This window comes from Culturomica massiliensis (assembly GCF_900091655.1).
Classification (GTDB): domain Bacteria; phylum Bacteroidota; class Bacteroidia; order Bacteroidales; family Marinifilaceae; genus Culturomica; species Culturomica massiliensis.
The window spans coordinates 3362794-3383695 of sequence record NZ_LT594621.1 but is presented as its reverse complement, the minus strand read 5'-3'; the positions used below and the strand labels follow the sequence as shown (position 1 = coordinate 3383695).

Sequence of the window (20902 nt, the reverse complement as noted above, 5' to 3'; positions counted from 1 at the left end):
CTTCCGGCCATAAATATTCCGCGAAGAATATTACTTTTGCCTTCAAGAAAAATAAGAGATGGAAAAAGGTATCGTAATAAAGTCTACCGGGAGTTGGTACTTGGTAAAAAGGACGAACGGAGAAATAATCGAAGCCCGTATCCGGGGAAAATTACGTACGAAGGGATTGCGTACAACCAATCCCGTAGCCGTCGGCGATATAGTCAGCCTGGAAAAAAACGAAGACAACTTTGTTATCACAGAAATCGGTGAACGGCGCAATTATATTATCCGGAAATCTACAAACCTCTCCAAAGAAGCACACATTATTGCCTCCAATGTAGATCAGACATTACTCATTGCCACAATCAACCATCCGGTAACCTCTGCAGTATTCATCGACCGGATTTTAGCAACGACGGAAGCATACAATATTCCGGCCATTCTGGTCTTCAACAAAAGCGACCTATACGATAATACCGACCGGGAAAAAGCGACAGAACTAATAACAATATATTCAGAAATCGGTTACCGGTGCTTGCAGGTGTCTGCGGTAACAGGTCAGAATATCACAGAACTCCGGGAATTATTAAAAGACAAAGTTACTGTTTTGTCCGGCATGTCAGGGGTTGGCAAATCCACACTGATCAATTGTATCGAACCCCAACTTCAACTAAAAACCGCAAGCATATCAGACAGCCACGATACCGGAAAACATACGACGACTTTTGCCGAAATGTTCCCGTTGAACGAAGGAGGATACATTGTCGATACCCCGGGAGTCAGAAGTTTCGGGATCATCGATATGGAAAAGGAAGAAATTTCTCACTTTTTCCCCGAAATATTCCGGGTTTCCGAACATTGCCGCTTTTACAACTGTACCCATATTCACGAACCCGGTTGTGCTGTCATAGAAGCCGTCCAAAACGGAAGAATCAGTGAAAGCCGGTATTGGAGCTATCTCAGCATGATGGAAGAAAGCAAAGAAAAGTACAGATAATCAATCTTCGAACACTTCCCGTATAACGCGAATACTCTTAACGTTGAGATCCGTATTTAAATGAATACTGTAGAAAAGCAAAATAATGTCCAAAAGAATACTCCGGCTCTTGCGGTCTAAAGCTATTTGCTTTAAATCTTCAACCTGACAAGTACACAACGTAAAAATTGTTTTGGCAGCATTCGGTCCGGAAATATAGGGTTCATTTGTATCCGGAGAAACAAAAGTACCATCATTTACATTGAAAACACAACCTTGCGAATAGGTGGATGAATCGATTTTAAATCCAATCAGCGCCGCTATCCTGTATAGAAAAAATAAATTAAAATTCGCGGTATCATTTTGAGTCGTATTCAGATAGTCAACCGATTTCAAAATAAACTCAAAAAGATTTATATTTTTCTGTTCATTTTTCAAAATTAAATTTAAAATTTCACTCCACAATACAATAATATTCATTTTGTAAATATCGAGATAAATATTTGAAAGACTCAAAAGCGGAGAAACAGATTTCAGTTTTTGAAAATTTCCCTTTTCATTGGGAAAAAATTCAACTTCACAAACCTGAAAAAGATTAACAGTGCAACTCTTTTTCCGGAACAAAGAAGAAGGAGAAATAAAAGAAAGATAACCGCTCTCCTTCGAAAAAGCATGTACTATTTTCTGTGTATCTGAAAAATTTAATATTTTAAGAACAACTATATTAGCTACTTCCATATAAAGTATAACTTAAAAATAGTAACACGGTCTAAAATAAGCTTAAACACCCTCTCCCACAAACTCAAAATATACGATTTCTAATTTTAGATTCCGCTTCAAGCTGATTTGTACTTCCGATCAAAAATCCTTTACAGTTTTATTCAAAAACTCCGTCAATTTTTCCACAGCCCGTCCCCGGTGGCTGATTCCGTTTTTCTGTTTCATTTCCATCTGGGCAAAGCTCTCTGTAAAACCCGACGGACGGAATATGGGATCATAGCCGAAACCCGCGGTACCCTGTTGCTCCGTCAATATTTCCCCCAAAACCTTTCCTTCAAAACAATATTCCTTTCCATTCATAACCAATGCAATAACTGTACGAAACTGTGCTTTTCTATTGGTTTTTCCTTCCATTTCTTTCAACACTTTACGCACATTATCTTCCGAACGCTTAGCCGGACCGGCATAACGGGCAGAATAAACCCCCGGACGATTCTCCAGAACTTCTATTTCCAACCCGGTATCATCGGCAAAACAATCATAGCCATAATGCTCTTTCACGAAACGCGCCTTTTGTAAAGCATTTTCCTGTAAAGTCTCATGATCCTCAGGTATATCTTCATGACAACCGATCTGGCTCAAAGACACGATTTCAAAACGATCTCCTAAAATATCCCGGATTTCTTCCAGTTTATGCCGGTTATTGGTAGCAAATACTAATTTCATCACATCAAATAATCATTCAAAATTAACAGCAGATTTTCAATTATATGTCTATCAGCGTACTACAAACAAAAAAAATACACCGACGAACTCCATACGAAATAATTCATATCCTACACTCAAACGTTCTGACACCCTGTTATAAAGAGAACTCAGCATAAATCCGTTTCATCCCGGCGTACAATACGCCGCTTACAAAGGTATTAAATAAGTCCATGAATTATAAAGTCGAATAAACAAAAAAACTCGTTTTTTTCGGGTTGGCAGGAAAAATAAACGTTTCCCGATGTACATTATCTGAGGTAAAAAAATTAGCAGAAACCTGATTTTCGGAAGACTGTAAAGGAATCCTCACATACGAAACGGAATAAGGCAAGGTTTGCCAGTTCCGGGTATCAGCTTTCTCCGTCATGGCATTGGCCAAACCGACAGCAAATCCCAGCCACTCATTCTGTTTGGAAGCGGCATATTGCAATCCCTGCTTAGCCGCAACCCGCAACAAAGAGGTTGAAAATTCCCGCAACATTCTATCGTGCAATGTTTTAAAAGCGATCTGATTAATATCTTCAGCCAACTCCAAAGGATAAGACTTATTCTCATACTGCAGTGTAGCCCTGGAATAAAGAGGAGGACGCTCTTCATATTTCGGAAAAACAGCCCGTACAATCTTCAGATTGGCTAAAGAATTACGTTCATGGTCACTATAGCCGCTTCCCCAGAAAAAAGGGAAAGTTAACCCATACTCGGCATTATGAAATACAATAGCCCCGTCTCCCCTTTGTTCTTTTACAAAATTGATTCCCCATTCCGATTTCACTGGTCCTAAGCCGTTTAGCCAGAAAAATATCAATTGCCCGTCAGCCGGAGGCGACGAATAAACGTATTTTTGCCCGAACTCTTCTTCATACCTTTTCAATTCCTCCTTAAATCCGCACAAATAGGCGGTTCGAAGTATATCTTGCCTCAATTGTACGGGTGCTTCTATTCCGAAATTTTTCTTATAATCGGTTTGATAAGTTTCAAAAGCATTTCGATAAGCGATAAAAGCATCATTGAAATTTCCGGAAGCATCATAAATCAACCCCATCAATAAATGAGCAAAAGCATCCCTCTGATATCTGTTTTTATGGTCAGGATATTTGTCATTTAACTGATTGAGCTTGATATTGATTTGACGAACTTCGACCAATGCACCCTCCATATCTCCCAAACGTAAATAGTTCATGGCTTTGTAGAAATTAACCATGATAACTTCAAAATCTTCAGGCTCATAAGGTAATATCTCAGGATTACTTAAGAGTACAGCAGCCTGTAAGGCAGGATTACCGGACTGTTCGTCAATCATCTTCTCTGCCGTTTCGAAAGCAGCATTACTTTCCTTCGGATGATCCAGCATAAATTCAACATACCCCAAATTCAGATAAAAAAGAAGTCTGTTTTTCCCCTTTTCCATCTTTTTGTTCTTATGCAACAATTTATCAGCCTGCTCGAAATTCCCTTCTTCCACGGTACGTTGAAATTCTGCTGTACGCTCATACCAGGTGGCACAAGAGGACAACAACAAACAGAAAACAACCGGAAACAAAGTAATTCTCATCCGAATATAAATTTATACAGCTTAACGGCCGGTCAGACCGGATAATCCCCCACTGCTTAGGGATTAATGAAACCGATATTATGATTTACGACCGAACTCAATAAGATCAGTTATCATTTATTTCAATCTAAAATCGGTCAGATACCGTTTTCTTGATTTTTTTATCTCCCATCCAGACAACCTCATTGGTCTCCAGATTTGTCAACTCGAGATCGATCTGGTAAGCTACGACTTTATTCTTTTTATAAGAATCGACAATACTATTGATCGTTCCTTGTAACATAAAATCAGCCCCCAATTCAAGTCCCCATCTTTTAGCCGTCTCCGCAGAAACAAATCCTTTATTCTGATCTTCCCGCTCTGCTCTTAACTCTTCTCTTTTAGCACCGGCCTGTACCAAACGTACGCTTCCGTTGTTTATAATTGCTTTTTCAATATCCTTGATAAACATCTCGGCATCGATGTGTTCATGACTTTTATTCAGAATTGTACCGACAACAACAACCGGGCGCTTATTGTTATGCTGATTTTCATAAATAGGAATCCATTTTGCCCCGAGCAAATCTTTGATCATCTCATTGGAAACCAAACGGGAGTCTGTATCATTCCACCGACCGCTCAGATCGATCACCTCCCCGCTGTCAACACGAGTCACTTTCCGGCTCGCACAGGCAGAAACACTAACAATAAGAGTGAGAACTGCAAATACCTGAACTAATTTTTTCATATGATTTCGTTTTATGGTTGATTTTATTATTTTACAATTTGTATGCCAAACCCCGCCTAAGGAAATACGATCCAAGCCTCGCCCGGAACCAGATTGACCCGGCCCACCATGATTCCCGTCTGTGACGGGATATCCGCCATATAATCGGGCAGAGGGTGTTCCGAACAAACAATTTTTTTCGCCGTACTCGAGGCATGCAGCAAATAAACCCGTCCTTCCTTTTTCACGGCAATCCCCAAATGAGAAGTATCCAAACCCTTTATATTCGTCGTTATCAAAACAATATCTCCGTTCATTATCTGTTTTTCCGCAATCCTAATATTATGCTTTGGAATATAATAATACGACCTTTTATTGATCGCTGTTTCAATTTTTTTCATTTCCGGTACTAAAAGCGTATCCCGTGACAATATGGGATACTTCCGGTAGTTTTTCGTCATAAAATAAACCTCGAGAGGATATTCGATCCCTCCGATTTTATGAGTCACATCAGAAAGAATATGTTGCCGCTCCATCTCGTACAACCAGTCACTGGAGTAGTGAAGACGGGAAATGTAACTTTCGATTTTTCCTTTCCGATAACGAATCCGGATCAGATTATCCACAAACTGAGCCGTCTCACTTTTATCATAACGATTTAAAAAAGTCAGTGCCAACGTATTCTCGACAAATGTCACACAATCGAATTCCCGTAAATTTATAACAGGCATTTCTTCCATAGGCACATTCAAGGTGCCCGCTTTATAAGGCTTATTTATAAAAAACCGGCCGATCAAAACGACACGCTGCCCATAGGGTAAATCAGCCAGCTTATTCGTCCGGGCATATACCCAGAATTTTTCGAGAACCAAACTATCGGCAGAAGAAAAAACAACCGCTTCAGCAGTCAAACACCACCCTGTCAGAAAGCACAACAATATCCATCTTTTCATTTTTCAATACAATTAGTCCATTCTTTATACGGATACCTTATCAAAGAAGAATTATAATAACGTTTATCTCCCGTTACTTCTTCTCCCAACCAATCCGGCTTGACAAAAGCCTCATCCTCGGCACCAAGCTCAATTTCAGCAACAACCAATCCCTCATTTTCCCCGTGAAATTCGTCCACCTCATAAATATGCTTACCGGCCCGTACCAAATAACGCACTTTATCAATGATTCCCGGCTCACAAAGCTTTATCAACTCCCGGGCATCTTCCGTATTGATTTCTTTTTCCCATTCAAAACGGCTCAAACCGTCCGCAGTAGCAGGTCCTTTAATTGTCAGACAAGCCTTTGACCCACATAATCGGACCCTCACATTCCGTTCCGGAACGGAAGAAAGATACCCTTGTAAAATGGGTACTGCCTGAAAAGCCTCAGATTTAAATGCCCCTTTTACCAAAAATTTCCGCTCAATTTCACGATGCACATTTTTTTCCATAATTCAATCCAAACATTATCGGACAACAAATATAAGGTAAAAGAGCTGAATGTACTGATTTTAGATTGTAGATTGTAAATTGATTTCAGCATTATTCGTATATGAGCCCAAAGACGGCAACGGATAGAATGCCTTTTCAAACAAGCTTGAAATACAAAGCCGGATTATTTATCCGTATTTTACAGACAAAGCCTAATAAAAGAACAGACCGGTATTTAAGCAAAAACCGATACTCCCAAGAACGAATAAAATTCAAAACGGGATTCACTACATACTGAAAAAATATAATAAATATCTCAAGCTATACCATATTCATATGCTTGATCTGAAAATAAATTTCAGCTATATAAAAGATATCTTCCTGCTTTTTGTCCGCATCTTTCGTTAAAATTATTGCCAATGTGTGATATTTTGATAAATTTGTCAATCAATACTTCTTAAAATACAAGCTATGAAAATATTAATGTTATTATTGCTCTCCGTTTTTTTCTCTTCTTGTGCTTTTTGGCGGGGAGTTTTCCACGGAGCTCCGAACATTGACGATTACAAAATTTTTCCACAAGCGACGATAAAAAAAAGCAGTAATCCGTTTCATTTTACAGAACTTCCGCCTGAAAGAAAAATATTAGATACGGCAAAAATATTCCGTCAGAAAATGGTACATATCACTCTTGAGGAGTATTTTGGCCAAGCCGGTGGGAACGGATCTTTTTTACTCATATATAACGATACCATTGTATATGAAAAGTATTTCGGTGAATTCAACCGCTCCTCAATCTCTACGGTATTTTCCATATCGAAGTCCTTAACCTCCCTTTTATGCGGAATAGCTATCGACGAAGGATATATCAAAAGCATCAATGATCCGGTAACAGATTATCTGCCGGAATTAAACAAAAAAAATGCTAAATTCAAATCATTGACAATTGAACATCTGCTTGATATGCGTACAGGCATTAAATTTAAAGAGCAATATAACTGGATTGTCACAACCGGAATCGCCCGCCTTTATTATGGAAACAATCAATTACAACAAATTAAATCCCTGAAATTTGAAAACGAACCGGGTTCCACACACTATTATCACAGCATTGCTACCGCCATTCTCGGCATCATTATCGAACGTGCAACAGGTAAAGGATTCGCCGAATATATGGAAGAAAAAGTATGGCAACCCCTGAACATGGAGTATGACGCATCTATAAGTCTGGACGGCAAGCGTAACCATTTTGCAAGGGCGGCAGTAGGTTTTTCGACAAATGCCATTGATCTTGCCAAAATCGGCCGTTTATACATGAATAAAGGAAATTGGAACGGAAAACAAATTGTTAGTTCTGAATGGATAGAACGTTCCGTAAAAGGCAATGTAAATAATAAAGGATATCAAAACTGCTGGTATTCTATCCCCAAACTGTTAAGAAAGGAAAATGGGAACGGCATTTTTCCGGACTCGTTATCTGTCGTTAAACGTTTTGACGAGCTAAACATTCCACACAGCGAGAGATGTATATATGAACCGGAAAAGGGCGAATGGATAGGAGAAACTTATACTCCAAACTTCTATGCTCTGGGGATTTTCGGACAGGTTTTATATGTAAACCCTGAGAAAAAAATTATAGCCGTCAGACTCGGAGAAAAGCAACATGAAGATTATTACATCATAATACATAAACTGGCCGAAGCACTTAAAGTGAAAAGTACAACCGATGAAAATAACACAAACTAGATATTCCATAAAATAACCGGATAACGACAAATATCGCCTCAACACCTCCGCAAAGTGTTCCGGAGTTTGCGGAATACCCGAAAAAGACTTGCAATACCTGATGAAAATAAAAAAAGGAGTACCGAAAATTTCGATACTCCTTTTATTATCATAAACATCCGGTCAGATTGCCGTTGTAAATTGCTTCAGAAACCGGAGATCGTTTTCAAAAAACAAACGCAGGTCCTTGATGCCGTATTTCAACATGGTGATACGTTCGATACCCATCCCCAAAGCAAAGCCGGTATATTTTTCTTTATCGATACCGTTCAATTCCAAAACATTCGGATCGACCATTCCGCACCCCAGGATTTCCAGCCATCCCGTTCCTTTACATACATTACAACCTTTTCCGTGGCAAAGCGTACAGGACACATCCATCTCGGCAGAAGGCTCGGTAAAAGGGAAATAAGACGGACGAAGGCGAATCTGCGTATCGGCTCCGAAAAGTTCTTTCGCAAAATAAGTCAATGTCTGTTTCAAATCGGCAAAAGAGACGTTTTCATCTATATACAAAGCCTCGATCTGATGGAAAATACAATGTGCCCGCGCAGAAATTGCTTCATTCCGGAAAACCCGGCCGGGAGTCACCAGACGTATCGGCAGCTCATGTGTTTCCATATCCCGTACCTGTACGGAAGAAGTATGTGTATGCAATACGATATCCGGATGTTTCTCTATAAAGAAAGTATCCTGCATATCCCGTGCCGGATGTTCTTCCGGGAAGTTCAGTGCTGAAAAATTATGCCAGTCATCCTCGATTTCAGGACCTTCCGACACCGTAAAACCCAATTTATCAAAAATTGAAAGGATTTCATTCCGAACAATGGCCAAAGGATGACGAGTCCCCGTTTTCAGGACATCCCCGGGTAAAGTCAGGTCAACCCCGGATTTACCGGTATCCTGATCACAAAGTTGTTCTTTCAACTCATTGACCTTAGCCGTTGCTACCGTTTTCAGTTCATTCAGAGCCTTACCGATCTCTTTTTTCTGCTCAACAGGAACATTTTTAAAATCTTCGAATAACAAAGCGATCGTCCCTTTTTTACTCAAATGCTTGATTCTGAACTGTTCTATTTCTTCGGGAATCTGAGCCGAAAAAGCGGAAATCTCAGTAATTAACTGATTGATTTTTTCTAACATCTTCTCGTCTTTTAAGTACTCTATAATAAATAATTAATGATACATTTAAGTATTTAACAACCTTTGTTTCAGAAGATTGCAAAACAAAACTGTAACCTAAAGTCTAATAAACCCACAGGCTTAATTAGCAAAGGACAAAGTTAGAAAAATATATTTGAGTTTTCCATGGAAAAGCAAATTGCTCAAAAAAGATTTTTAATTATGTTTGCAGCGAAATTTCAAAAATAAAATATCTCTTATTTACCGGTGCCTCAAAATAACATACGATGAAAAAAACGATAACTATATTCTTTTTTATACTTATCTGTTCCCTCTTCCTCTATGCCCAGGAAAGTGAAACAAAAATTCCCAGCCTGCAAAATGAAAAATGGTGGGGCGCTTTCGTTGCAAAGGGATCAGTTATGCCCTGGAAAGATACTCCGACTCTGTTGGATTTACACAATCAGAACTTTAACAATCAAACCGTGCCTTTATTCCTTTCCGACAAAGGGAGATACATCTGGTGCGAAAAACCGTTTCAGTTTACCGTAAAAGACGGCGATATATACATAAAAACCGCTCCGCAAAATATCGAGATTGTAAACGGAGGCTCGACTTTGCGGGAAGCTTATCTGGCAGCTTCCCGTTCCCATTTCCCGCCTTCCGGAAAGCTTCCGGACACCCTTTTCTTTTCTATGCCGCAATACAATACCTGGATCGAACTTATGTACAATCAAAATCAGCAGGACATTCTCGACTATGCCGCAAATATCCTCCGGAACGATTTTCCGACCGGTGTACTGATGATCGACGATAACTGGCAAAAGTATTACGGAAATTTTGACTTCAAACCCGAAAAATTTCCTAATCCCCAGGCCATGGTCGCTCAACTGCACAAGCAAGGCTTTAAAGTGATGCTGTGGGTATGCCCGTTTGTCAGTCCGGATAGCCCTGAATTCCGGGAACTTGAAAGCAAAGGCTATCTGTTAAAAAAGAAAGGGTCGCACGAAACAGCCCTTATACATTGGTGGAACGGATTCAGTGCCTGCTATGACCTGACCCATCCCCAGGCTTTCGATCATTTTATCAAGCAATTGAAAACAGTTCAGGAAAAATACGGTATTGACGGTTTCAAATTAGATGCAGGAGATGTTGCTTATTTAAGCGGAACTTCTTTCGACAGCTATCAAAAAGACGCGCTCTGCGTGGACCATTCTCAAAAATGGGCTGAAGTCGGCTTACACTTTCCCTTCAACGAATACCGGGCATGCTGGAAAATGGGAAATCAGCCTTTGGTACAACGCCTGGGCGACAAAGACTATTCCTGGAATGCCTTGAAGCTGTTGATTCCGGATATGTTGACCGCCGGACTACTGGGATATTCCTTTACCTGTCCGGATATGATCGGCGGCGGACAAAATTCAGCTTTTCTCAATGTCGGGAAATTCGACGAGCTATTGATCGTACGCTCAACCCAGGTACATACCCTCATGCCTATGATGCAATTTTCTGTTGCTCCCTGGCGGATCCTCAACGAATCGAATCTTGCCATTTGCCGGAATATGGCCAAACTACATGTAAAAATGGGACCTTATCTGTTGAAATATGCCAGGCATTCGGCTCAAACCGGAGAACCGATAGTAAGGCATATGGAATATGAATTCCCGCATCAGGGGTTCAGTGATTGTAAAGATCAGTTTATGCTGGGAGAAAAATATCTGGTAGCACCCATGCTCACTCCTGATGCCGGGCGGACAGTAAGATTACCCAAAGGGAAATGGAAAGACGATTCCGGAAAAATAATCCATGGCGGTAAAACAATCGACATCACGGTTGCCCCCGACAGACTTCCTTATTTTGAAAAAATCAAATAAGGCCGGGCTATTTCCAGATTTTATTTTTCCAGCGCATCAAAACCGGATAAAGCAAACAACCGACAATAGCACCTAAAACATCTGCCAGGAGATCCAGTATATCTCCGCTTCGATTGAAAAAGTATTGTTGTAAAATCTCTATAACCCCGCCATATATTAAAGAAATAGTTACGGTAATTAAATATATCTTTCTTTGCGTCAGATTTGTCTGATATCCCAATTCACTACACAACAATACTGCCATTATAAAAAACATACCGAAGTGAACCACTTTGTCCAAATGAGGTATATCCCAATGGGGATTCGGAATGTCCTCCGACGGCATCGCACATAACACAAAAATGACCAATGCCCAAATAATATTGCGGAACAGCAACAACTGCTTTCTCTTTTTCTGTATCATTTCCAAATGCTTTATCCCATCTTAATTCAGTACTTTCACCTTGATTTTTACGTCTTTAAAAGGACGATTGTTCTCGTCGGTCGGTAAAGCTGCAATTTTATCGATAACCTCCAACCCTTCGACCACCTCTCCGAAGACAGTATATTCCTTATCCAAATGGTGCATACCACCGGAATTCATATAAGCCTCTTTTTTATCTTCCGGCATATATATTTTATCCGTATTGGTATTCCAGTCGAACTCGATATTTTCCTTGATTTTTCCGGCAATCCGGCGGAATTCATCAACCTTCTTCAACGCTCGCAAAGAATCAAGTATGACTTTTTTCTCCGGAGTATAATATTTTCGGCGAATGGCATTTTTGATCGGTATATTTACAGACTTTTCAATCATTTCCAATTCTTTCTCCGTATATTTTCTCCCTTGTACGATATAAAATTGAGAAATATCGGATTCTTTGTAAAAATTTTCCCGGTTCGGTTGGCGGGGGGCTGCCAAAGCCCCTTTCTTGTGATAATGCACTTCTTTTATCTCGGCATCTATCGTCATCGGTTTACCGAAACCGATAGACTGTCCGGCTATAGCCCCACGGCTATCAGAAGATCCACCCTGAATGACAAAATCTTTTATCACCCGGTAAAACAAGGTTCCGTCATAATGCCCTTCCCTGGCCAAACGAATAAAATTATCCCGGTGTTTGGGCGTATCGTTGTATAACTTCACTTTCATATTCCCCAGGTTCGTTTCAATCAAAACCATTCTTTCTTTTTCCTGGGCAAAAAGCGAAAAAGAAAAAATCAAAAATAAGGCTGTAACTAATTTCTTCATCTTCCGGATCATGAATAGAATGAATAAACACTTATCACTTTATGAGTTTTCTCACCAGATATTTTACCGGAAAATAAGAGGCAACATATCCGATACATAAAACCGTAAATATAATCAAAACAATATCTCCGAAAATCAGTTTTACCGGATAAGCTTCCAGCAAATACCCTCCTTCTCTCAATTTTATCAATCCGTAATTCTCCTGTAACAAACAAATCGCGACACCCAGCACCACCCCGATAAAAGCACCTATACAGGTAATCAGATTTCCTTCCGTCTTAAATACAGAGATAATTCGGTTCAAAGGCATACCCAAAGCTTTATATACCACTAAATCTTCTTTCTTATCCAGTATCAGCATAGATATCGAGCCGACAATATTAAAAGAAGCGATCAGCAATATAAAAAGTAATATCAAAAATACGACCAACTTTTCGGAACGCATCATTGCATAGAAAGACCGGTTCAATTCATATTTATCTTCGACCCGGTAATGAGAACCGACAAGTTGCTGCAACTGCTCTTTCACTCGTCCGATGTATTTTTCACCTTTCAATTTCAGCTCTACCTTAGATATCTCGTCATCCAGAAGAAATAATTTCCGGGCAAAATCAATATCAGTAATTACCAGTTTTCCATCGATTTCCTGTTGGGAAGAAAAAATACCCGCAGGGAAAAGATATTCGGTATTCAATGCCGAATTTAAAGAAGACGCCCGTTTATCCGGATAATAAAACATCATCGGTGTCAGGAAATTCAAGCCGAGTCCGACCTCGACAGCTACCCCGGCCCCGACAACCGCTTCATATACATCCCGGTCTTTCAGCCGGAATCCACCCTCCACAATACTGTTGGCAAAACCTGTCACCTCCGGAAAATCTTCAGTCACTCCTTTTACGACAACGGGACGTAAACGCTCTCCGTATTTTAACAAAGCATTTTCTTCAATCACCGGATTATAGTAAGCAATTTCCGGTATCGCATCCATACGGTCGTAAAAAGTAGAATCGAAATGCATGAATTTACCCTCTGCAGGAAATATGACGATATCCGGCGTCAGGCTATCCGTACTCTTCTGCAGAAATAAATCGATGCCGTTGAAAACCGAAAGAATAACGATCAATGCCGTCGTTCCTATAGCCACCCCTACCGTGCTGATAGCAGAAATAATATTGATGGCGTTTTGCTTTTTCCGGGAAAACAAATAACGCCGCGCTATAAAATAGGATAACCGCATTGTCTCTGATTTACGATTTCAAATTTACGATTTCAGATCAAAACGACAAATCTGAAATCTACATCAGGAGTTTATTTTAACAAATTATCTATTTTCTCAATATAATCTAAGCTATCGTCCACAAAAAAACGCAATTCGGGAATAATCCGCATCTGCTTTCCGACCTTTTTCCCCAATACAAAACGAATCGATTTATTTTTCTCTTCCAGACTATTCATGGTTACTTCAATCCGGTCCGAAGGGAAAATACTCAAATAAATCTTGGCATAAGAAAGGTCCGGACTCACCCTTACCGTCGTTACAGAAACCATAGCGCCGGCTATAATTTCCTTACATTCATTCTGAAACATTCCACTTAACTCTCTTTGAATCAAGCGAGAAACTTTATTTTGTCTGATAGAATCCATTCTCCGATAAATTATTGAATAAATTTTTTTACAAATATACTATATTAAATTCATTATTTTATTACATTTGCATCCGCAAACAAAGCAATCGAGATGTAGCGCAGTTGGTAGCGCGCCACGTTCGGGACGTGGAGGCCGCTGGTTCGAGTCCAGTCATCTCGACAAAACAGAGGCAATTGACCGGTATAGGTTGATTGCCTCTTTTATTTATATTAAAATTTTGGGAAATTAGGACGGCCCGGTTGAACTGTTTTTTTAAATTTGTAGTATTAATACCGACCGGAAATGTACAAGATCCCCATGTTACCTTTAAATCAAGAAATTGAGACAAAGGCTATTTTGAAACAAGTGAGCAATGCAAATAAACGATTAGCAGAATTAAAAGGGATTGCACGAACCATTCCTAATGAGAACATTTTAATTAATAGTTTAGTACTACAAGAAGCAAAAGACAGTTCTGCCGTTGAAAATATTGTTACAACTCACGATGAATTATATAAGGCAGAGGCAGATAGAACTTCTTTGGTAATTAGTAGTTCAACAAAAGAAGTTCTTCATTATTCCGAAGCATTAAAACATGGTTTTGCATTAGTACGTAACAAGAAATTACTTACCAATAATATTATTCGGGAAATTCAAGAATGTTTGGAACAAATAGAAGTACTCCAGGTACAACTTTAAAAAGCCAACAAACCGGAGATATCGTCTATACTCCTCCACAAGATCGGCAGGAAATAGAAAATTATATGAAGAATTTGGAGGAGTTTATCAATGATGATTCCATCATCGATGCTGATTCCTTGATTAAATTAGCAATAATTCATCATCAATTTGAGAGTATACATCCTTTCTATGATGGTAATGGCCGGACTGGCCGTATTATAAATATACTGTATTTAGTAATAAAAGATTTATTGGATTTGCCAATATTATATTTAAGTAGATATATCATTTCCAATAAATCAGAATATTATAAATTATTACAAGAAGTCAGAGATCAGGATGCCTGGGAACCCTGGATTTTATTTATTTTAAAGGGAATTGAGATAACAGCGCAAGAAACAATAGGTTTAGTACAAAAAATTGGTTATCTGATGCAAACATATAAGGTAGGCATCAAGAAAAAGCTACCCAATATTTATAGACATGAGTTATTGAATAATTTATTTAGTCACCCTTATACAAAAATTGAATTTGTTCAGCAGGAATTAAATGTGAACAGGCAAACTGCATCAAAATATTTGCAAAAATTGGCAGAGCAAGATTTTATACAATCAGTAAAAATCGGCCGGAACAAGTATTACTTGAATCTTCCTTTAATAAAATTATTTATAGATGCCGGAAAACAGATCGGATTATCACAAGATAGTATTGAGTCTGTCAATCAATAAGGGGTAAAACATATAGTCGTAGCTAAAAGAGAGATTAATTTACAAACATATCACCGGCAATATGTCGAAGAATACATGAATCTTTAAACATATCGCTGGCAATATGTCGAAAAATACATGAATCTTTAACCCATTCATTGTATTGAGAATAGTTGATCGACAAAAATGTAAAACTCCAGTCATCTCGACAAGACAGCAATTTTCGTTTGAAAATTGCTGTTTTTTTCTCACCAAATGTGAAGTTTTCGTAAATAATACAAAAGCTTTCAGCCAGATCCGGAAGAAACTCCTACTTTTACGTATTGAATGGAAGCGCCGCCTGAAAGAGGGAATAAGCCTGTCAATCCGGACAAGGACAGAATCAGGTAATCCGTTAAATTTCGGGCCAGATGAATCATGAAAAAAATAATTCTGATTGCAGGAGGCTTTCTGTTTTTATACCTGACCGTATTTGCGGCCAGAATTGAAAAAGCATTGCTATACAAACAGCATACGTTGCAAGATACATACAAATACCAGGAAAAAGAGCGGAATTTTCAGTGGAAGAAAATTTCGGGGAAAATAGATACACTGATTATGCTGGAAGAAATGGCACCGGAATTCGGAGCGCTGAATAATTACAAAAACCGGAATGGAGTTGCTCCCTTAGCGGACAGCGTAAAGCAGGATGCCTATAAAGCGATTACCGACAAACATGGAGTACGAAGGGACCAAGCCATACCGTTTTACCGTTTTAATAATCTATCCGTGCCGGAATGTTACGGCCGTGACGGTGCGCTGGTATGGATTTTAAGGGATACGGCCGATTATCTGGTTATCGTAGCAGCCCCTTTCAGGGGAATCTGGCTGGTACCGACAAAATATGTAGACCGTTTACCCGAAAGGTATTTCCGGAAATTACTGTTTGTCGACCGTACAAATCAAAATATAACCACATTAGAACAAAGTGACACGGCCTGGCTGATCAGGAGTATGAACCCTGTAACGACAGGAGTGGAAAGACCGCCGCATCGTTTTGAAACACCGGCCGGAATATATGTCATACGTTCCAAGCAAACAGCTATGCTGTACCTGAAAGACGGGAAGAACGAACTCGATGGATTTGCCCCCTGGGCCAGTCGTTTTTCGGGAGGAGCATATACACATGGCGTACCGGTAAAATATCCGAATAAGAAAACCATTGAGTACAGTTGGTCGTTAGGAACAACCAAACGTTCGCATATGTGTGTGAGAAATGCGACCTCACACGCTAAATTTATTTATGATTGGGCACCTGTCGATGTGTCGTTAGTATATGTATTTGATTGAGAAAATGAGAAAAACGTGGCTTTTATTAATCCTTGTGTGTTGTTGTCATATTTCTATCGGAAAGTCAGTTCTGCCCAGAACAGAGGGGGTAAACTACCGCCGCCTGTACCAAGAACTTGGTATCGGACAAACAATCGGATTTCCGGCTTTTTACAAAGCCTTGGAAAACTACCACAAATACCGTTCTGAAAAACAGGACAAACTGGTTGTGATAGACTTTACCAAGCCTTCTACGGAAAAAAGATTTTGCGTCATAGATATGCAACAGAAACAGGTCCTATTTGAAACTTATGTATCACACGGAAAAAATAGCGGAGGAAATTATGCGACATCCTTCTCTAACCAACCCGGTTCTTTTAAAAGCTCGCTGGGACTTTTCCGGACAGGGGAAACCTATTACGGAAAAAACGGATATTCTTTAGTTTTAGAAGGCTTGGAAAAGGGGATAAATGATAAGGCCAAAGAACGGGCCATTGTCATTCACGGAGCCTCTTATGCCGATCCGGCCCTCATCCCGGCCCAAGGGCGTTTAGGACGCAGTCTGGGTTGTCCGGCATTGCCGCCCGTCGTCAGCCAGAAAGTGATCGACACGATCAAAGAAGGCATGCTTTTATATATCTACGGAAACAACAAGGTCTGAAAATACCTGACCGCACGATATCCTTTTGCCGCTTTTCATTTCTTTTATTCGTATATTTGCTAATAAGTTCATTGACTCCTTCCTTATTTTCGCAGTCCTGTTTAAACAAAAAACAGGATATTTGAAAATATACAACGAATCAGGACCGGTTATTTAAATAAAAAAGAAATGATAGATATCAAAGTCCGGGTGCACGACCGTTTTTCCGTGGAATTTAAAATCGGCTATCTGGTCCAAAAAAACCTGAAAGCCAACGACTTTATGATGAACACCTGGATATTTATACCCAATAGTCTGGATATAAATTCGTTTACTTATGGTAAAACGGAATTCTATCGCCATGCCAAATCGAATATCCGGTATATTACACCGATATACACGTTAAGTGAACTCAGAAACGAAGAAGCCTTGCCTTTCAGATTCCTGGAAGTAGCTTTCCATGAATTATCAGCCGATCATTCACAGGAGAATCTGGCCGAAACAGAATACCAGATTAAAATGTTCTGCTCCATCGTTAAAAGTGCCCTGCGAAAAGAAGCGGACCAGATAATAAAATATACACCTGAACCTGACCGGGAAAAGGCGATAGACCTTTATATTGAACAAATAAACGATATTACAGGCAAATACCGCAAACTGAAAGACATTCTACAGGATTCCGGTTTATACGAAGAAGTAGTAACCCTTCATTCATTCGGAGACGAATTCTTATCCAATCTGATCGAATTCCAAACCTATCGCTTACTTGAACTGATAAAACAAAAAGACATCGAATGTTACAACCGGATAGAAGACAGATTAATGCTATTGATCCGGCACGAAAGAAAATACAAAAAACAACATCAATACCAGACCATAGAGAAAAACAGTCCGGACCATAACCGTGCCGTCTTTTTCCGGATGCGGCTATTGAAAAAATTCGTGGAGAGCCATCTGTTTTTAAATGCTTACAAGAAAAAAGACGGACAAATGGCAGAGCAGGTTTATTACAGCATTGCCGCAGGTATTTCGATGATATTCGCTACCGCTATCGCATTCTCATTCCAGCAAAAATACGGAAACTTTACGATGCCTTTGTTTGTCGCTCTGGTCATCAGTTATATGTTGAAAGACCGGATCAAAGAGCTGGCCCGTTTTTATTTTGTACATCGGTTAGCTAAAAAATATTTCGACAACAAAACGGTTATCAGTATAAAAGACACCCCGGTAGGATGGATAAAAGAAGGCGTCGACTATATCACAGAAGACCGGGTTCCGGATGAGGTCATGGCCATGCGTGACCGTTCGGATTTGCTGGAAGCAAATAACCGGCACACGGCTGAAAAAATAATTCTTTACCGTAAACTGGTCAGAATTAACGGACAGGTATTAGACGAAAATAACCAATACGACATATCGGGAATAAACGATATTCTGAGCTTCAACATATCCGGATTTATTTTAAAAATGGACAACCCTGAAGTGCCGTTAGCCGTACCGAAAAAAGACAAAGGATATGAAATCATACGAGGAGAACGGATCTATTATCTGAACTTTTTAATTCAGCTTCGGTATGAAGACAAAATCGATTACAAACGCTTCCGGTTAGTCATGTCGAGAAACGGAATCGAAGGCATTGAAAAATTTTAAATACGCCGGGAGAGACAAAAGCCCGAAAAGAGACTGTTTTACAACAAATCTCATAATCGATAGTCGCCCACGCATCTATCGGGTAACTTCCTGAAACTGAAATATTAATAAATTTCGGATTCCACTTTCAATTTTCAATTAATTCCCGTAGATTTGCATCGATTTATAAACACAAATATTATCGATTTCAACACACAGAAATGAGAAAATGGAGTATTGACGATTCAGCGGAACTGTACAATATCAACGGTTGGGGGCTGAACTATTTTTCTATCAATGAAAAAGGGCATGTTGCAGTTACCCCGAAAAGTGACGGACCTTCTATCGATTTGAAAGAATTGATGGAAGAGTTACAGGTTCGTGACGTAGAAGCCCCGGTATTATTACGTTTTCCGGACATCTTGGACAATCGTATCGAAAAGATTTCCAATTGTTTTGAATTTGCAGCCCGTGAATACGGTTATACGGCAAAAAATTTCATTATCTATCCTATAAAAGTCAATCAAATGCGACCTGTGGTTGAGGAAATCGTCAGCCACGGCAATAAATTCAATATCGGACTCGAAGCCGGCTCGAAACCGGAACTCCATGCCGTGCTTTCCATTGACATCGACGATGATGCAATGATCATTTGCAACGGCTATAAAGATGAAAGCTACCTTGAGTTAGCCCTTCTGGCCCAAAAAATGGGAAAACGCATTTTTCTGGTGGTGGAAAAACTGATGGAACTGCGGACAATCGCCAAATTATCCAAAAAAATGAATATCCGTCCCAACATCGGTATCCGTATCAAATTAGCCAGTTCAGGCAGCGGAAAATGGGAAGAGTCAGGGGGGGATGTCAGCAAATTCGGTGTCAATTCGAGTGAACTTCTCGAAGCTCTGGATATTCTCGACAAACATAAAATGAGAGATTGCCTCCAACTGATACATTTCCATATCGGTAGCCAGGTAACCAACATACGCCGCATCAAAACAGCCTTGAAAGAAGCTTCCCAATTCTATGTACAGTTACAAAATATGGGATTCAATATCAGCTTTGTAGACATCGGCGGCGGACTCGGAGTAGACTATGACGGTACCCGTTCGGCAACCTCAGGAAACAGCATGAACTATTCCATACAGGAATATGTAAATGATGCCGTATCTTCCATTGTCGATGCCTGTGAGAAAAACGAGCTTCAGCAACCCAATATCATTACGGAATCCGGTCGTTCATTGACGGCACATCACTCGGTATTGATATTCGAAGCATTGGCCAGTACACATCTTCCGGTTTTCGATGAAAATGAAGAGATCTCCGAAGACGCTCATGAATTGGTCAAAGAATTGTACGACTTATGGGAAAATTTAAACCAACCCCGTTTGCTGGAGACCTGGCACGATGCCGTACAATGCCGGGAAGACGCTTTAGGCTTATTCAATCTCGGACTGATAGACCTTCATACCCGCGCACAGGTAGAACGGTTGTTCTGGTCGGTAGCACGGGAAGTATACAACATGGCCGAAGCCACGAAACATGCACCCGATGAATTAAAAAAGATTTCCAAGATGTTACCGGATAAATATTTCTGTAACTTCTCATTATTTCAATCTCTTCCGGATTCATGGGCCATCGATCAGATATTTCCGATCATACCGATCAGCCGGTTAAATGAACAACCGACGAAATCTGCAACAATTCAGGACATTACCTGTGATTCCGATGGAAAAATCGACAATTTTATCTCTACCCGCAATTTTTCATACCATTTGCCGGTACATGAACTGTCAGGGAAAGACCCCTACTACTTCGGTGTATTCCTGGTGGGTGCCTATCAGGAAATCCTGGGCGATTTGCACAACCTTTTCGGAGATACGAATGCCGTACACATCAAGGTAAAAGGAAACGAATACGTCATTGATAAAATCATCGAAGGGGAAACCGTTGCCGATGTCTTGGAATATGTACAATTTACGCCTAAAAAGATGGCCCGTACTGTCGAAGTATGGGTAACCAGTTCTGTTAAGAAAGGCATCATTTCAGCAGAAGAGGGCCGCGAATTCCTTTCCAACTATCGTTCAGGCCTATACGGTTACACTTATTTGGAACAATAACCTCATATCACACTACCGCTGCGATTTTTGCAGCGAGCGAATAAAAACAAA

Annotated in this window: 20 protein-coding genes and 1 tRNA gene; 10 read left to right on the top strand and 11 right to left on the bottom strand. The window is 39.9% G+C overall.

The window, feature by feature from the left end:
- Positions 1 to 58: 58 nt before the first annotated feature.
- Entirely contained in the window at positions 59 to 979 is a 921-nt protein-coding gene (rsgA, locus tag BN8908_RS15140) for a ribosome small subunit-dependent GTPase A (protein WP_021987841.1), read from the top strand.
- Here the strand turns inward: rsgA and recO are convergent, their stop codons facing one another.
- The 6 genes from recO to BN8908_RS15110 all read right to left on the bottom strand — a co-directional run bounded on the left by recO (position 980) and on the right by BN8908_RS15110 (position 6139).
- The gene (recO, locus tag BN8908_RS15135; protein ID WP_021987840.1) at positions 980 to 1696 is read right to left on the bottom strand and encodes a DNA repair protein RecO; all 717 of its coding nucleotides are present in this window, start codon (positions 1694 to 1696) and stop codon (positions 980 to 982) included.
- A 120-nt stretch (positions 1697 to 1816) separates the two neighbouring features.
- A complete protein-coding gene (locus BN8908_RS15130; RefSeq protein ID WP_021987839.1) occupies positions 1817 to 2404 on the bottom strand; it encodes a non-canonical purine NTP diphosphatase in 588 nt (195 codons plus the stop codon).
- A 217-nt stretch (positions 2405 to 2621) separates the two neighbouring features.
- Positions 2622 to 3998 (bottom strand): COG3014 family protein, encoded by a 1377-nt coding sequence (locus BN8908_RS15125; protein ID WP_068691469.1) that lies wholly within the window; start codon positions 3996 to 3998, stop codon positions 2622 to 2624.
- A 127-nt stretch (positions 3999 to 4125) separates the two neighbouring features.
- Positions 4126 to 4725 carry a penicillin-binding protein activator LpoB gene (locus BN8908_RS15120; RefSeq protein ID WP_068691467.1) on the bottom strand — a complete coding sequence of 200 codons (600 nt, stop codon included), beginning with the start codon at positions 4723 to 4725 and terminating at the stop codon, positions 4126 to 4128.
- Between the two features lie 56 nt (positions 4726 to 4781).
- Positions 4782 to 5657 (bottom strand): N-acetylmuramoyl-L-alanine amidase-like domain-containing protein, encoded by an 876-nt coding sequence (locus BN8908_RS15115; RefSeq protein ID WP_068691465.1) that lies wholly within the window; start codon positions 5655 to 5657, stop codon positions 4782 to 4784.
- Positions 5654 to 6139 (bottom strand): CYTH domain-containing protein, encoded by a 486-nt coding sequence (locus BN8908_RS15110; RefSeq protein ID WP_068692353.1) that lies wholly within the window; start codon positions 6137 to 6139, stop codon positions 5654 to 5656. The genes BN8908_RS15115 and BN8908_RS15110 overlap by 4 nt, the downstream gene beginning before the upstream one ends.
- Positions 6140 to 6602: 463 nt before the next feature.
- Here BN8908_RS15110 and BN8908_RS15105 point away from each other — a divergent pair, with 463 nt between their 5' ends.
- A complete protein-coding gene (locus tag BN8908_RS15105) occupies positions 6603 to 7877 on the top strand; it encodes a serine hydrolase domain-containing protein (RefSeq protein WP_068691463.1) in 1275 nt (424 codons plus the stop codon).
- Between the two features lie 162 nt (positions 7878 to 8039).
- On the opposite strand, the gene pheS is transcribed toward BN8908_RS15105, so the two are convergent.
- Complete coding sequence (gene pheS, locus BN8908_RS15100; protein WP_068691461.1) at positions 8040 to 9059, bottom strand: phenylalanine--tRNA ligase subunit alpha; 1020 nt, start codon at positions 9057 to 9059, stop codon at positions 8040 to 8042.
- Positions 9060 to 9325: 266 nt separating this feature from the next.
- Between pheS and BN8908_RS15095 the strand changes: the two genes are divergently transcribed.
- On the top strand, positions 9326 to 10912 hold the full coding sequence (locus BN8908_RS15095; RefSeq protein ID WP_021987832.1) for a glycoside hydrolase family 31 protein: 1587 nt from the start codon (positions 9326 to 9328) through the stop codon (positions 10910 to 10912).
- A 7-nt stretch (positions 10913 to 10919) separates the two neighbouring features.
- On the opposite strand, the gene BN8908_RS15090 is transcribed toward BN8908_RS15095, so the two are convergent.
- The 4 genes from BN8908_RS15090 to rbfA all read right to left on the bottom strand — a co-directional run bounded on the left by BN8908_RS15090 (position 10920) and on the right by rbfA (position 13787).
- Positions 10920 to 11315 carry a VanZ family protein gene (locus BN8908_RS15090; RefSeq protein ID WP_021987831.1) on the bottom strand — a complete coding sequence of 132 codons (396 nt, stop codon included), beginning with the start codon at positions 11313 to 11315 and terminating at the stop codon, positions 10920 to 10922.
- A gap of 21 nt (positions 11316 to 11336) precedes the next feature.
- Positions 11337 to 12143: a peptidylprolyl isomerase gene (locus BN8908_RS15085; RefSeq protein WP_082989342.1), complete on the bottom strand. Its 807-nt coding sequence runs from the start codon at positions 12141 to 12143 to the stop codon at positions 11337 to 11339.
- A gap of 34 nt (positions 12144 to 12177) precedes the next feature.
- Positions 12178 to 13380, bottom strand: coding sequence for an ABC transporter permease (locus BN8908_RS15080; RefSeq protein ID WP_068691459.1), 1203 nt, complete (start codon positions 13378 to 13380; stop codon positions 12178 to 12180).
- Positions 13381 to 13451: 71 nt separating this feature from the next.
- The gene (gene rbfA / locus BN8908_RS15075; RefSeq protein ID WP_021987828.1) at positions 13452 to 13787 is read right to left on the bottom strand and encodes a 30S ribosome-binding factor RbfA; all 336 of its coding nucleotides are present in this window, start codon (positions 13785 to 13787) and stop codon (positions 13452 to 13454) included.
- An 89-nt stretch (positions 13788 to 13876) separates the two neighbouring features.
- Between rbfA and BN8908_RS15070 the strand changes: the two genes are divergently transcribed.
- The 7 genes from BN8908_RS15070 (at position 13877) to speA (ending at position 20851) form a co-directional block, all read left to right on the top strand.
- Positions 13877 to 13949, top strand: a tRNA-Pro gene (locus BN8908_RS15070).
- Between the two features lie 138 nt (positions 13950 to 14087).
- The gene (locus BN8908_RS19010) at positions 14088 to 14468 is read left to right on the top strand and encodes a Fic/DOC family N-terminal domain-containing protein (protein ID WP_235837446.1); all 381 of its coding nucleotides are present in this window, start codon (positions 14088 to 14090) and stop codon (positions 14466 to 14468) included.
- Positions 14429 to 15178, top strand: a complete 750-nt coding sequence (locus tag BN8908_RS15065; RefSeq protein WP_235837445.1) for a Fic family protein — start codon at positions 14429 to 14431, stop codon at positions 15176 to 15178. The genes BN8908_RS19010 and BN8908_RS15065 overlap by 40 nt, the downstream gene beginning before the upstream one ends.
- Positions 15179 to 15574: 396 nt before the next feature.
- Complete coding sequence (locus BN8908_RS15060; protein ID WP_082989282.1) at positions 15575 to 16486, top strand: L,D-transpeptidase; 912 nt, start codon at positions 15575 to 15577, stop codon at positions 16484 to 16486.
- Between the two features lie 4 nt (positions 16487 to 16490).
- A complete protein-coding gene (locus BN8908_RS15055) occupies positions 16491 to 17126 on the top strand; it encodes a murein L,D-transpeptidase catalytic domain family protein (protein WP_082989281.1) in 636 nt (211 codons plus the stop codon).
- A 168-nt stretch (positions 17127 to 17294) separates the two neighbouring features.
- The gene (locus BN8908_RS15050) at positions 17295 to 18755 is read left to right on the top strand and encodes a hypothetical protein (RefSeq protein WP_021987824.1); all 1461 of its coding nucleotides are present in this window, start codon (positions 17295 to 17297) and stop codon (positions 18753 to 18755) included.
- A 200-nt stretch (positions 18756 to 18955) separates the two neighbouring features.
- Positions 18956 to 20851 (top strand): biosynthetic arginine decarboxylase, encoded by a 1896-nt coding sequence (gene speA / locus BN8908_RS15045; protein ID WP_021987823.1) that lies wholly within the window; start codon positions 18956 to 18958, stop codon positions 20849 to 20851.
- The last annotated feature ends 51 nt before the right edge of the window (positions 20852 to 20902 follow it).